At 57.7% G+C, this 13,148-nt stretch carries 17 protein-coding genes; 5 read left to right on the top strand and 12 right to left on the bottom strand.

All coding sequences use genetic code 11. From position 1 onward, the window contains the following. Positions 1-255 (bottom strand): helix-turn-helix domain-containing protein (locus VEB01_RS13780; RefSeq protein WP_324873159.1); only part of this gene is annotated, 255 nt, incomplete at its 3' end. 71 nt (positions 256-326) lie between these two features. On the opposite strand from VEB01_RS13780, the gene VEB01_RS13775 reads away from it, so the two are divergent. Beyond that, on the top strand, positions 327-644 hold the full coding sequence (locus tag VEB01_RS13775) for a GIY-YIG nuclease family protein (RefSeq protein ID WP_324876365.1): 318 nt from the start codon (positions 327-329) through the stop codon (positions 642-644). A gap of 303 nt (positions 645-947) precedes the next feature. On the opposite strand, the gene VEB01_RS13770 is transcribed toward VEB01_RS13775, so the two are convergent. Both VEB01_RS13770 and VEB01_RS13765 read right to left on the bottom strand, forming a co-directional pair. Then, positions 948-1,781 (bottom strand): hypothetical protein, encoded by an 834-nt coding sequence (locus VEB01_RS13770; RefSeq protein ID WP_324876363.1) that lies wholly within the window; start codon positions 1,779-1,781, stop codon positions 948-950. Positions 1,782-1,945: 164 nt separating this feature from the next. Further along, positions 1,946-2,674: a GIY-YIG nuclease family protein gene (locus VEB01_RS13765; RefSeq protein ID WP_324876362.1), complete on the bottom strand. Its 729-nt coding sequence runs from the start codon at positions 2,672-2,674 to the stop codon at positions 1,946-1,948. A 301-nt stretch (positions 2,675-2,975) separates the two neighbouring features. Here VEB01_RS13765 and VEB01_RS13760 point away from each other — a divergent pair, with 301 nt between their 5' ends. Continuing rightward, positions 2,976-3,374: a GFA family protein gene (locus VEB01_RS13760; RefSeq protein ID WP_324876360.1), complete on the top strand. Its 399-nt coding sequence runs from the start codon at positions 2,976-2,978 to the stop codon at positions 3,372-3,374. Between the two features lie 211 nt (positions 3,375-3,585). On the opposite strand, the gene VEB01_RS13755 is transcribed toward VEB01_RS13760, so the two are convergent. Further along, the gene (locus tag VEB01_RS13755) at positions 3,586-4,431 is read right to left on the bottom strand and encodes an SDR family oxidoreductase (RefSeq protein WP_324876358.1); all 846 of its coding nucleotides are present in this window, start codon (positions 4,429-4,431) and stop codon (positions 3,586-3,588) included. A 110-nt stretch (positions 4,432-4,541) separates the two neighbouring features. Between VEB01_RS13755 and VEB01_RS13750 the strand changes: the two genes are divergently transcribed. Next, a complete protein-coding gene (locus VEB01_RS13750) occupies positions 4,542-5,528 on the top strand; it encodes a LysR family transcriptional regulator (protein WP_324876356.1) in 987 nt (328 codons plus the stop codon). Between the two features lie 70 nt (positions 5,529-5,598). Further along, positions 5,599-6,126, top strand: coding sequence for a GNAT family N-acetyltransferase (locus tag VEB01_RS13745; RefSeq protein ID WP_324876354.1), 528 nt, complete (start codon positions 5,599-5,601; stop codon positions 6,124-6,126). Between the two features lie 272 nt (positions 6,127-6,398). Here VEB01_RS13745 and VEB01_RS13740 read toward each other — a convergent pair whose 3' ends face one another. The 6 genes from VEB01_RS13740 to VEB01_RS13715 all read right to left on the bottom strand — a co-directional run bounded on the left by VEB01_RS13740 (position 6,399) and on the right by VEB01_RS13715 (position 9,676). Continuing rightward, a complete protein-coding gene (locus VEB01_RS13740) occupies positions 6,399-6,866 on the bottom strand; it encodes a GNAT family N-acetyltransferase (protein ID WP_324876352.1) in 468 nt (155 codons plus the stop codon). 14 nt (positions 6,867-6,880) lie between these two features. Next, positions 6,881-7,366: a cupin domain-containing protein gene (locus VEB01_RS13735; RefSeq protein WP_324876351.1), complete on the bottom strand. Its 486-nt coding sequence runs from the start codon at positions 7,364-7,366 to the stop codon at positions 6,881-6,883. 87 nt (positions 7,367-7,453) lie between these two features. Then, positions 7,454-7,858, bottom strand: coding sequence for a GFA family protein (locus VEB01_RS13730; RefSeq protein WP_324876349.1), 405 nt, complete (start codon positions 7,856-7,858; stop codon positions 7,454-7,456). Positions 7,859-7,943: 85 nt separating this feature from the next. Then, complete coding sequence (locus VEB01_RS13725) at positions 7,944-8,462, bottom strand: DUF2380 domain-containing protein (RefSeq protein WP_324876347.1); 519 nt, start codon at positions 8,460-8,462, stop codon at positions 7,944-7,946. A gap of 10 nt (positions 8,463-8,472) precedes the next feature. Continuing rightward, positions 8,473-8,892, bottom strand: a complete 420-nt coding sequence (locus VEB01_RS13720) for an SRPBCC family protein (RefSeq protein ID WP_324876345.1) — start codon at positions 8,890-8,892, stop codon at positions 8,473-8,475. Between the two features lie 46 nt (positions 8,893-8,938). Further along, positions 8,939-9,676 carry a DUF3280 domain-containing protein gene (locus VEB01_RS13715; RefSeq protein ID WP_324876343.1) on the bottom strand — a complete coding sequence of 246 codons (738 nt, stop codon included), beginning with the start codon at positions 9,674-9,676 and terminating at the stop codon, positions 8,939-8,941. Positions 9,677-9,801: 125 nt separating this feature from the next. On the opposite strand from VEB01_RS13715, the gene VEB01_RS13710 reads away from it, so the two are divergent. Next, the gene (locus tag VEB01_RS13710; protein WP_324876341.1) at positions 9,802-10,533 is read left to right on the top strand and encodes a TetR/AcrR family transcriptional regulator; all 732 of its coding nucleotides are present in this window, start codon (positions 9,802-9,804) and stop codon (positions 10,531-10,533) included. 7 nt (positions 10,534-10,540) lie between these two features. Here VEB01_RS13710 and VEB01_RS13705 read toward each other — a convergent pair whose 3' ends face one another. Further along, positions 10,541-11,374, bottom strand: coding sequence for a class I SAM-dependent methyltransferase (locus tag VEB01_RS13705; protein WP_324876340.1), 834 nt, complete (start codon positions 11,372-11,374; stop codon positions 10,541-10,543). Between the two features lie 100 nt (positions 11,375-11,474). Further along, positions 11,475-12,866 (bottom strand): aminotransferase-like domain-containing protein, encoded by a 1,392-nt coding sequence (locus VEB01_RS13700; protein WP_324876338.1) that lies wholly within the window; start codon positions 12,864-12,866, stop codon positions 11,475-11,477. Positions 12,867-13,148: the final 282 nt, after the last annotated feature.

Below are 13,148 nucleotides of genomic sequence, written 5' to 3'. Positions count from 1 at the left end.
GAGTTCTCGACGCCGGCCGCCTCTCGGCGGCTTTGGGCTTTCTTCACCCTGGACAATCCGCTCAAAGCGGCGCCGCAGCCGGCACACCCAGCCCGGCGAAACGCCGATTGCGGCGGCGGTTTGCCGTAGGGTCAGCCCCAGCTCCAAGGGCAAGACGACCGCTTGCGCCATCTTCAACTCATCAACATTCCGGGCCGTCTCCAGAACCGCTTTGGCCTGCGCCAACACGGCCCGTCCACTCGCGGGTCTCGCCATGGCCGTTCACATCTGAAGGAACAGGCCATATTGTTACCCTTATGACCGCGAAATGGAATTAGGCTGACGATATGGAAAAGCTTCCGTGTGTATATCTGCTTGCCAGCGGCCGTAACGGCACGCTCTATATCGGCGTCACCTCCGATCTGATCAAGCGCGTTTCCGAACACCGTCAGGAAACAATAGATGGATTCACCAAGCGTTACGGTATTCATGACCTGGTTTGGTATGAGATCCACGGGACGATGGAAACTGCTATCTTGCGGGAGAAGCAGCTCAAGAAATGGGATCGACGCGCAAAGCTGCGGCTCATAGAGCAGCAGAATCCGGAATGGCGAGATCTGTGGGTGGATCTGACCAGTCCCTCGAATCGCAAACGATCGCTTTAGTCGCGACCCTTCCAATCGCAAACGGGCCTTCAGTCGGCCCCTTCCCTGGACACTGGACCCCGGCAATCCCTGCCGGGGTGACGACTTGTGTAAATACCTGAGTGTTACTGGGTTAGGCTTTTTTTTGACTTCCGCTGCTTCCGTTTCAGTGAACATTGGCACTTCGGATATTCTGAAGCAAATAACCAAAGCCTGACCCTTTCTTCGAACTTTCTTCATAACTGGCCGCAAAAAGCGGTGCGACGGAGGAGCGCCGCTTATTGCTGTCCGTGTTGATGGCGTTGTTCGGCGGCATGGCAAATGTCACCCTTTGCTAGAAACAATACGGAGCTTGTGCAACTCTGCTTGAAGAAAGTCAGAGTCCGAGTCTGATGCGTACAGTATCTGCTGAATCGCGCCATCAGCGATAGCTGCTTTGAAATCGAAAGCTAACTGCAAACTAGACGGAAACTGCATCATGCTGCCGTCTTTTAGGGCAAATTGGCCTATGCCCATGGCTGACAGGGAAATGCGAAGCTCTTTCTCCTCGGAAAATCGCTCCTTGTCTTTCAGATATGTGTATCTGATCGGATTCTGGAGATGGTCGACGTTCGCTTGATGGGTATCCCAGTCAACATATTCGACGATTCCGTAATTGACCGAAAAGATTTGATCGCATTGATTGCCGTTATATTTGAGTGCGGCATTTCCAGGTTGCAGGGTTTGATTGAGCATCGTACGCAATCTCCCGAACTCAAAGACAACGCCAACCTTGCCTTTCTCGCTACCGTTTGCGTAGTTTTTCCAAATGAAGTCCGAGTTCTCTAGCGAGAAGCAACAAGCGTAGGTTCTCGCACGTGACTGATCGTAATAATTGGCAGCCGAAAAATCAGGGGATTTTTCAAATCTCGCGAGTGAATTGCCCTGCTGATCTTTGGGCAACTGCCGCCCATCGTGTGGATCGGCGCCTGGGAAGTCTGCATAGCTGTCGACGCGGTTAAAGTGAAGGTAGTTACCGACAATTGAGCGAAGCAGGTTCTCCACACTCGATATTTTGTAAAGTAACTGTCCATCAGACGGAACGGATAGCAAAGGCGCATGTGGTTCAACGCTGCCTAAAGGCGCTGGAATATGTCCGTGTGATTCGCTTTCGTTCATTTCCCACTCTTTGAAGCAGCGACAGGTATCGGAATGACGCCTAACGCCAGCCTTCAGCTGCTGCCGAAAGCCGGAGCGAAGCGTAGGCTGTACGCAGTCAGTTGCAAGGCGTTGTTAGACTTTGCACCACATCTCACCCTTGATTAAAGGAAAGTTTGATTTCATCAGAATATCTTACGCCACCGCTTGAATGCCCGGACATCATCCGCATTGAGTGCAAACCATTCCCCCGCTTTTCTCTTCGTCGAGAAACGCGAGTGCCAATAGATTTCTACACCGGCGGGGTCATCAGTTTTGATGTAGTGAATCGGCTGTACTTTTTCGGGGAGTTCAAAGCGGATTTCACCTTCACGGCGAATTGGGTTGTTGGTCCTTCCAATTTTGTACTCATTGCGTGTGCCATGGCGAAGGAGATAGACGTACCCAACGCTTTCGGCTCCAGACTTCTCAACAACCGTGCTGCGGTTCCTTGAGCGCGCCGCGTCCTTGCAATGCTCCACAATGTCTGCACAATCGCTACGATTCCTGCAATATTCAAAGATGCGTTTAACACGATCCTGTTTCGTCCCGAGTTGAGAGAATGCCCCGCGATCGGGGAAGCTACTGTCGACTTTTCGTTTGTTGGCGAGTTCACCTTCGATGGGAAAATGCCCTAACTCCCGGATCAGCTCTATGTATTTCAGGATTAGGATTTCGCTGTTATACGCGGTGGTAAATTTATTTGGCGCAAAGCCTGCTTCACTAACGGCATCGCTCCATCGTAACCAGAGGTTCGGGTACCAATCCGATTTGCGTATGCCAGTTTCGGTAGCAAATTTCGCACTGCCGGGTGCGACGCCACCGTTCTCTATCGCTAGTCGGCTGATTTCTTTCAGGATCCGTTCTTTCGTCATGGCACCGTACTTCGTTGTCTAACTACAAATGGACACCCCAAATGTCGCAAAACCTTGCGCCTCCGAGGTGTATAAATCCTGAAAATGTAGTCATGTAGCTGTATTGATACAAGAAACTTCTTGATGAGCACCCCAATACCGAGATTAGTCGCACCAGCGACAGAAAGAGAGAAAACGGTCAGGAATGGGTCAGGCTTTCGTCCTTATCCTTCCGTTCGAATCCCTCCGTTCCTTCCGCTGATCGTCGGCACGCGCCACTTGCGGCCAGTCGTGATGGTCCGCAAAATCGGCGTGCTTTTTCATGAGACGGAAGACGATGATCTATCGCGGTAGTTGTCATTGCGAAGCGGTCCAATTCGAGGTTGAGGCCCCCGAGCGAGTTGTCTGTCAGGACTGCAATTGCTCGATTTGCTCCAAGTCCGGCTTTCTGCACCTTATCGTTCCCAAATCGCAGTTCAAGCTGCTGAAGGGCGAGGAAAACCTCACTGCCTACACGTTCAACACGGGTGTCGCCCGGCATCTGTTCTGCAAAACCTGCGGCATAAAGCCCTTTTACATCCCGAGGTCCAACCCGGACGGCTACGACGTGAACGTCCGTTGCCTGACGCCGCAACCCAAGGAATTGGTCATCGAGCCGTTCGATGGCCGGAACTGGGAATCCCATGCGCACGAATTGGCGCACCTCAGCCGGGAGGCTTGACCGGTCGCCATCAATCGTCCACCCGCCGCACTGGACACTGCGGAAGGTTTCAGGATATCGATTCACTCGTTCGTAACCGGGCGATCGCCTCGAACAGCAGACGGCCTGGCCGATGAGGTACGAACGCCAGCCGCACCGAGACGGAGCGCGGCACGCGGGCCCATTTCCATAGGAAATAATTAGAAGACCTGCTATGCCGCGCTCGGGTAGCTCACGCTTGATGTCCCTGCGGTATGGAGCGCAGGGGTTCCGGTTCCCAGCCGAGCTGCAGCTCGGGCGGATGTCCTGGGTCCATCAGAGACGCACCGCCATCGACGAAAAGCACCTGACCGGTAATCCAGCTGGCGTCCTCCGAGGAGAGCAAAGATACCGCGTTGCCGATATCGGCCGGAGTGCCGAGGCGCCCCATCGGGGTCCAGCCGCGGGTATGCCAGCGCCGGATGGCTTCCTGCGCCGGCGTCGGCAGGCTGTTCAGCACGCTGTCCTCGATCCAGCCGGGACTGACCGCATTCACCGTGATGCCGCGCTTGGCCAGAGCCACGGCAAAGTAGCGGACGAGCGATTCCAGCGCTGCCTTGGCCGACCCCATGGCGACCCAGGGTTGCAGGCTTCCGGTGCGGCCGCCGGGCGAGTGGGTGATGGCGACGATTCGGCCGCCGTCGCGCATGAGACGCACCGCCTCCCGCGCCGCAACGAGGAAGGCTTTGACCTGGGAATCGAAGGCCGCATCCCACTGCTCCGGGGTGATATCGAGCGGCGGATAGAAGAACTCGGACGCTTCTGGCCGGGCGTTGGCCACGAAGATGTCGAGCCCCTCGAATCTCTCGCGGACCCGATCGAACATCCGGGTGATTTCGGCCGGTTTTGAAACGTCCGCCTGGACGATGAATCCGTCCGTGCCGTGTTTGCGTACCTCGGCCAGGGTGTCGTCGGCGGCGGCCCGGTTGCGGTAGTAATGGATGGCGACATTCGCGCCCTGCTCGGCGAGCTTTAGAGCGATGCCCTTCCCGATGCCACGGGAACTGCCCGTGATTAACGCCTTTTTACGATATGACATGATGACCTCCTAACGATAAAGACTGCGGCTCGCTCTAAACGCGTTCTTTAGAGCTTTCCGTCGCGGTTTGAATTCTGAGGATCATTGATTTATTATTCAAATCGATTGTTATGATAGACAACATCAACGAAATCGATTTTAGAAAGGCGGACCTGAATCTGCTGCCGGTATTCAGCGCCTTACTGAAGGAACGGAGCGTGACACGGGCGGCCAGTCGTCTATATCTCGGCCAACCTGCGGTAAGCGCAGCGCTTGTGAGGCTCCGGGAAATGTTCAAAGACGAGCTTTTCGTGCGTACGGCGAAAGGCATGGAGCCAACCGCGAGGGCCTTGGAACTCGCGGAACAGCTCGCACCGGCGCTCGAAATCATTCATCGGGAGATGTTCGGGGCGCCGCGCTTCGATCCGGCCACCGCCGAGCGTACGTTCCGCCTCGGCATGCCGGACAGCATCGAAGTGGGGCTCTCCCCGAGCCTGATCGAGTGCATCCAGCGCGAAGCACCCGGCGTGCGTGTCGCGATTCGCCTTGCGGGGCATGAACAGGGAGCAAAATTATTGGACAACAAGGAGATGGACCTCGGCATCTCGCGATTCACGAATGTGGCGAGCTGGCACCGCCAAGAGAATCTTTACCGGGAAGGCTATGTGTGCCTGTTCGACGGCGCGCGGCTGGGCATACAGGCGCCCATCGGAATGGAAGACTATCTCGCTTTACCCCATCTCCTGATGTCGTTTTCGGGAGACTTCGAAGGCGTCGTGGACGAAGCGCTCGCGCGCCGGAAGCTACGGCGACGGGTTTTATTTTCCACCACGCGCTTCTCCGCTCTACCCTTCATTCTCAAGGAGACCGACGCCATCGCCACGCTGCCGGCGTCCATGGCTCGACGTTGCGCCAAAGCGTTTAATCTCACCCTGAGTCCCACGCCGATCGAGATCGAGACCTTCACGATTTCGATGCTCTGGCACGCCCGCCACGACCGGGACCCCGGTCATATCTGGCTCCGGGAGGCGGTGAAAAGCATCGTGCAACTTCAGGCGAGCCCGGTAGTGGAAAGCCCTCACCAAGGTCCGAACGCGCGAAGTCGAGCCGAGGAGTAAGATCGGCATCTCTTATGCGAAACCGTACTGACTGGCGGCTAACACTATCGTTTCATTTGGCGAAAACCCTATGCGAATCGAGTTCGAACGCGGCGTGATCCGTGATTGGTCCGAGCGCGACAAGGCCGATCTCGTGGAATTCGCCGACAATCGCAAGATATGGCGAAATCTGACCGACCGATTTCCCTATCCCTATACGGAAAAAGACGCGATTTGGTGGATAGCTCACGTCGCCGAGATGCCGGCCCCCACCTCTTGGGCCATCGAGGTGGACGGCCGCGCCGTCGGCGGAATCGGCATCGAACTGCGGGAGGGCATCTATGCCAAATCCGCCGAATTCGGCTCTTGGCTCGGCGAGCCGTATTGGGGACGAGGGATCACTACGGCGGCGGCCCGCGCACTCTTGCCGGAAATTCTGTCGCAATTCGGTCTGATTCGTCTGGAAGCCCGCGTGTTCGCGTGGAATCCGGCTTCCATGCGAGTGTTGGAAAAAGCCGGGTTCAAACGGGAAGGGGTAATCCGGTGCGCCGCCATCAAGGACGGAGTCCTCATCGATCAGGCTCTCTACGCCTATGTCGAAGAAAGCGTCGCCGTATGATCGACCCGTCGTCTCCGTGTCGCTCGAATCCATAACCTGTAACCGCCCCAACCCATGAACCTGAATCCAAGACGCCTGATTTTCGCGACTACCGCCATCTTCGTATTCGCTCCGGCACGGTCTGATCCACATGGTGATTCTCCGCGACACCAATGCGGCATTGACCGGTATCGCCAGGCCTCAAATCGAAAGAAGCCTGTGGTTGTCACTACTCCGGCTGTCTTTATCCAAAGCAGATTTAAGCGGAGTCGGCTGCGCAATTTTGGAGTTGTCTATTCACGAACCGGCAACTCCAGCTTCATGGGGATACAAATCACGCCAGAAACATCGATTGCTTCGGATTGCCTGACGAACCCGAACTTCTCGTATACGCCGACGGCATAGCGGGACGAATTGACCGTAAAGACGCCTGGATTCCCTGAACCGATGCTGGCAGCTTTGGCGACTTCCCAAAGCCTTTTGGCCAAGCCCTTCCCCTGGAAACGTTCGGACACGAACAAATGATAGAGATGTCGGTTGTCCCGGACCGCGACGACGCCAACAAGCTCGCCATTTTCCTCCGCAACATGGTATCGATAACCGGACTCTATGTAGCTCTTGATCGAAGTTTCGTCCATCGAGTCGAGCAACCGGCGCGCCGCTTCCTCGGAGAACTCGGACGCGATGAATCGCTTCGTCATATCGCGGGCGAGAGCGCTTATTCCCGGAGCATCATCGAGGGTTGCGAGGCGTATCTCCATAGCCGCTTATCCCTTCAATAAGGCATACCGTCCTTATGGAAGAAGCCATATCCGCCGCGGGTCGCACGCGCTTCGAGGTCCGCATCGGAATAATGCGCGCGATCGCCGGGCAACCGGTCGCCCACTTCCAGATAAACCGCGACGCCGTTGCCGCGATTGACCAGATGGTGCCCGTCGGCTTTGCCGGCGGGAAATCCCGCGCATTGACCGGAACGGAGGCATTGCTCCCCGGCTTCGGTAACTAAAGCGATCTCGCCCTCCAGCACATAGACGAATTCGTCCTGGCGGGTGTGCCAATGCCTGAGCGCGGACATCGCGCCCGGCTCCAGCCGGACCAAGTTCACGCCGAAGGTCTGCAAGCCCAGCGCATCGCCGAGCGCCTGCTTGCTTCGGCCCACGGTCAGGGCACGCAGCTCTTCCGTCGGATAGATCGACGTGGTCCGGGAAGGGACGGCGGCGGGATCGAGAGCGGGTAGTACTAAGGATGTTTCCGTTTTCATTGGACGATTATTGCAACGATTGCGGTCGGAGATGGCAACAACGGCTTTGCCGTCCATGCGCCGGCAGCAAAGCCACAAAGAAACCCACTACTCGTCCGGAGCGGACTCCGATTGAGGCAGATCGTCGGTAATCTCGAACCAGGCGGCTTTGGAGCCGACCATGACGTGACGCATAGGCCGGCAACCGGGGTGTCCGTCCACCGTTCCCAGCGCCAGCCCGAAGGCGTCGGGGAAATCCTGTTCCGCAATATATTGCAGGGTGGAACCGCACACTTGGCAAAACGTTCTTACGATCCCCGGCGAAGACGGATAATGGACGAGCAGCGCCTGTCCTTTCGTCAGCCTGAAATCTTTCTTCTCGACATAGGCCCAAGTAGCAAAAGCCGCGCCGGTGGCTCTGCGGCACATCGAACAATGGCAATTTCGGGCGAAATGCAATTGCCCATCGATTTCGTACTCGATAGCGCCGCAAAGACAGCCGCCGGTTACCATAGGTAATGCCTTCGAAGATTTAAGCCCGCTGTATTCTTGAACGGCCGAATCATGGCCCGCGCCCATCCCTTGCCGTGTAGGAGGTTCAGGTTTTCGAGCCGCGAACCGTTTGGAATCTTGCATCGATTTGCCGAGCCAGATTCTCGATGCCCTTGGCGGTGAAGTTTTTCTGCTGGCCTTTAACCTCGACGATAAAGTCGCCGATAACCTCTCCGGTCCTTGTATCGATCAAGTGTGCCATAAGATAGACAAACAAGAAGCTCGGTTTATGTACCCTTCCGACGAGGACAAACCGACTTCCGCTATTCTTCCCGAGCGCTGCCGCTTCGTCCGGGTGATCCCAAAGGTACCCGAACCCCTTGGTAGCGGCTTCTTGAGTAGCCGGGTCTATCGAAACGATCCGATAGCCGCCTTTGGCACTCAAACTCTCTTCCAGCTGCCGTTTCAGAGAGCCTGTTCTTTCGATTTCTTCGGCAACGCCCGGGTTCGACGTGACATCGTTCAACTCGAAATCCAAAACGGCGATATCGGAATTCGCACTCACCGGAAGAGAAACGAGGATCGTGAGAGCAATAATTGAAATAATCTTGCTTAAGAAAGACATTACGGTTCTCCTATCGCAAATCCTGCTCGATACCACTGATGCCGGCGGACAACGCACTTTTGAGGAAACGGGTTAATTCGTCGCGGGCATCCGCCGCCACATCGATCTCCACCGTCCACGATACCTCCGACTTGTCGCCGTCCGCATCGCGCACGTCCACCGTGCCCAGGTATTTAGTGACCGGAAACGGTGAGTCCGTTCGCACATAGCGAAATCGTCTGGTTTGATGATCGATTTCCTCAATGCGATCTCTTATTTCACCCCCATCGCCCAGACCTAATACGCGTATTGCGCCGACACCTTCGCCTTCGACGCGACAGCTCGCAATCACCGGGAACCAGCGATCGAGACCGCCGATGCCGCTGATCGCTGCCCAAACCTTGTCGCCGGGCACGTCAATCGTTTTCGTCACATTCAGCTTTTCAATCATGTTTACTTCTCCGAAAGTTGAACCGAAAAGCCCAAGAGCAGAGTACTTATTGCCTGCTTGCCGGCCTCTCCCGTAAGTCCTTGACGAAATAGACGATGGCCCTGCGCCAGGATGTGTCGTTGTCACCGCGAAAATCGAAGGCGCGGTTGATCAGGGTTTGTCCGGTGGCGACATCGCGGATTTCGATGTGCAGCGTGAGGACCAGATTGCTCATTCGAAACACCCAGCCCACCAGGACCCGCTCGGCGCCGAGCCTCTGGGCGATATCGAACTCGCAGCCGTTGCACGCGTGCAGATAGCGAGCCGACTTCAGCTCGGCGATGAGCCCCGGAGCCGCCCCATGATCGACCACGCGATAAAGCCCGCTGCGGCTCAGCTCGTCGCGCAGGGCCTCGGTCATGAGGGCGAGCCGTTTCGACCACTCGACATCGCGGGTACTGTCGCTGAGATCGCCGGTCAGTTCCAAATCGAGCACCGCGAGCGTTTTGAGATGCGGACTTTCGCCTGTGGACACCCGGTCGACCAGACTGTTCTGAGGCCAGACAGGGGAATGGAATAGCACCAAGACCGCAAAAGCCGAGATCAGCCGGTGTAGGCCGGGATAAGCCTGCCCTGAGCCCCGTCGAAGGGGCGGTAGCCGTTCCCGGCGCTCGCGGCGTACGAAAATGCCGGAAACGCGAAGCCTGTCCTGAGCCCAGTCGAAGGGCTTATTCCGGCCTACATTTTGGGCCAACATCAGAAACGTAAAAGCCGACATCAACCGAACGAATATGGAATGACGCATCGGAATCTCCTCATTGAAATCCGGCATTCTTACCGAGTACGCTGCTTGGGGTCGTGCTAAGTCGCGGTAAAAATTACAACATAGAATTTGACGACACGTCAAAATATATACATAACGTCAGAATCATGACGAAGTTAACTCGAAAGCAACGTGAAATCATCGCCCGGCAGGAGTTGATCCTGGATGTGTCGGCCAAACTGATCGCCGAGCAGGGCTTCAGCAACTTCGGGATGGAGCGTATCGCGGAGTTGACCGAGTACTCCAAGGGGACGATTTACCAGCACTTCCAGTGCAAGGAGGAAGTGCTGATGCACCTCTGCATGCGCGGACTGAGAATCTGGCGCGACTTCTTCGACCGCGCCCTGACCTTTCGTGGCAACAGTCGCGAACGGCTATTGGCCATACACCTGGCCCACGATTTCTACGCCAAGCTGCATCCGGTCGAATACGAAAGCATCTATACCGTCAAATCCGCCGGCGTCCGGGAAAAAATCTCGCCGGAGAGCCACGCGGCGCAAAACGAACTCATGAAGGAAGTGATCGACCGGGTCGTCATCGTCATCACGGAAGCCATCGAAAACAGGGATTTGAAGCTACCGGAGAACATGGCTCCGCAGGACCTGGTTTACGGCTTTTGGGCGCTGCATTACGGCGAACTCATGTTCGAAACTTTCAACTTCCCTTACCGAAACATGGGTATCGGCGACCTGGAGAACAATGTCCGGCTGGTGTTGAGAACCTTGCTGGACGGCCTCCCCTGGGAGCCCGTCTCCACCCGGCATGACTACGCCGCTTCGGCGGAGCGCATCGTGCGCGAAATCTTTCCCGAGGAAGCGGCGTCGATCGCGATGCGCTGAGAACGTTTTATCGTTCCACGGGAACGGAGGCTTCGCCCAATGCCGTTCCAACCGCCGGCTTCCGCGCCTCCACCTGGAGCCGCATCATGGCGACATGGATCCGCCCCGCCGCATCGGACGGATTCTCGGCCAGGTAGCTTTCGGCGACGGCCTCGATGAAGCGCTCCCGCCGCTCCGCCGGGATCCTCGACGTATAGGGATGCCAAGCGGTGCGCAGCCAACCGGTGAAGGCTTCCCGATGGGCGTGCACCATGTCCTTGTCGATCAGCCGGACCCGCTCGGCGTCCAACCCCGCCTCCATGAGCCACTGGCGATAGCTTTCCGCATCGTGGAAGCCGAAGGTGGATTCGAACCCCTCGAACGCATCGCGCCACTCGGGATCATCCGCAACCGCGTCGAACGCGGCGATCAGCGCGGCGGCATTGCCCCGGCCGCCCATTTGCATCACACAACGGCCACCCGGTTTCAAAGCGCGGGCGATCCCGGCCAGCACCGGCCTATGATCCCGGACCCAGTGCAGGGCGGCGTTGGAATAGACCACAGTGAATTCCGAGTCGAAAGGCAATGCCTGGGCATCCGCCTGCCGAAATTCGAGATTCGGGTAATTCGACGCCGGAAACCGGCTGGCCGCATAGCGGATCATGTCTTCCGAAAGATCGACGCCGACCGCCCTGCCGTGCGGCACGTGCTTCGCCAGTTCCGCGGTGATGCGGCCGTCCCCGCAGCCGATGTCCAGCACCGAGTCGTCCGGGCGCAGGTTCAAGCCGCTCAAAAGCTCCCGCGCCCAATGCTCCTGGCCAGCCGAATGGCGGGAATAATCTTCCGGGTTCCATCGATACATCGTCTTCTCCTCAGAGTTAAAAAAGCCGGCGTAATTTTTTAAGCCATAAGGTTCGGCCCGGCGTTGTCCGCGAAGGGCTTCCTTAATTCTCATCGGTGCGTTAGGTCTCCAGAAACCGGAAAATGGCCGGGTTCCCGCAGCCCGCCGCATTGAAGCGCAGCCAGGGCGAGGCTTCCTGCTGGGGCCGGAACAGGGCGCCCGGCGCCAGCATGATGCCCTGTTTGGCGGCCGCCGCGGCCACCGACGTGGCGTTCTCGGATTCTTCCCGGCGCGCCCAGATGAACAGTCCGTCTTCCGCATCCTGATAGATTTCCAGCCCGCTGCCTTCGAGGTTTCTGACGGCCTCGCCCCGCGCTTTGCGAAGGCGCGAGCGCAGCTTTTCCAGGTGCTTCCGATAATAGCCGTCGGTGAGGAGTTCGTAGACCAGCCGCTCGTCGATTTCCGAGGTGGTCAGGCTGGTCAGGAGCTTGAGATCGGTCAGGCTCTCGGCGATTTCGTACCTGCAGGCCAGGAAACCGACCCGAAGGCTTGCGGAGACGGTTTTCGAAAAACTGCTGACGAACAGCACCCGCTCCAGTTGGTCGAGTGTCGCCAGCCGGGTGGCTTGTCCCGTCAGCAAATCGCCGTAGATATCGTCCTCCACGATCATCAGGTCGTAGCGCTCGGCCAGTTGCAGCACCCTATGGGCGACCGGCTGGCTGATGCTGACCCCGGTCGGGTTGTGCAGCAGCGTATTGGTGAAAAACACTTTGGGCCGGTGCTCCTGGATCAGGTTTTCCATCGCAGCGGTGTCTGGCCCCTGGGTGGTCCAGGGCACGCCCACCAGCCGTGCCCCCGAAAGCTTCAGGTAACCGAACAAGGTGTAGTAGCCGGGATCGTCCACCAGCACGGCGTCGCCCGGTTTGACGAACAGTCGGCTGATCAGGTCCAGTGCGTGGGTGGCTCCGCGGGTGGTGACGATCTGCCGGGGAGAGCAGCCGATGCCCTGATCTTCGAGCCGCCGCGCCAATAGAGACCGCAACGGTTCGTACCCGGCCGGCAGACCGTAGCTGGTCAAATAGGTGCCGCTTTTGCGGGCGAGCGTTCGGAGACTCCGCTGAATGCCTGCGCCATCCATCCACTCGCCGGGCAACCAGCCGGCACCGGGCATGGCAAGGTGGGAATGCTCCTGCAAGGCGTTGCGGAGCAGCCAGAGCACGTCCATGGCCCGCTCGAGCTGGCAGGACTGATTGGCCGCATCGCCGGACTCCGAGCGATGGGCCACATAAAAACCCGACCCCTGCCGGGATTTCAGATAGCCCATCGCCACCAGCCGGTCGAACGCCTGGACCACGGTGAACTTGCTGACCCGATGCTCTTCCGCGAAATGCCGAATCGACGGCAGGCGCGCGCCGGGCCGCAAGGCGCGTTCGTCGATACGCTGCTTGATACCGGCCACGATCTGCTCGATCAAAGGGCGGCTGTCGTGGGAATCGAGGTTGAGGGAATTCATAATCCTAGAAACGGCAGTTGGACGTGCCCGAGTGTGCGGCCGGCGGGTCGTATGGCAAGCCTGTCCTGAGCACCGTCGAAGGGGCGCGACGATGCGGCGGGGTAGTCTCCCGCAAGAAGGAGCAACGCCGCCAGGCGGCCCGCCGGCCGTGCAATCGGGTGCGTAGCGGCGTTACCCAGAAGGTGAAATCGATAAAAGGCGGGGCAATCAGGATTCATGAGGCTTTTCACGTCCATCTAAGCGGTCAACTGCCGTTTCTAGGATGATTGTATTGGCTCCGCG

The sequence above is a fragment of the Methylocaldum sp. genome (genome assembly GCF_035627495.1).
Classification (GTDB): domain Bacteria; phylum Pseudomonadota; class Gammaproteobacteria; order Methylococcales; family Methylococcaceae; genus Methylocaldum.
The sequence above is the reverse complement of the archived record's forward strand: the minus strand, read 5'-3'. Positions and strand labels throughout refer to the sequence as shown.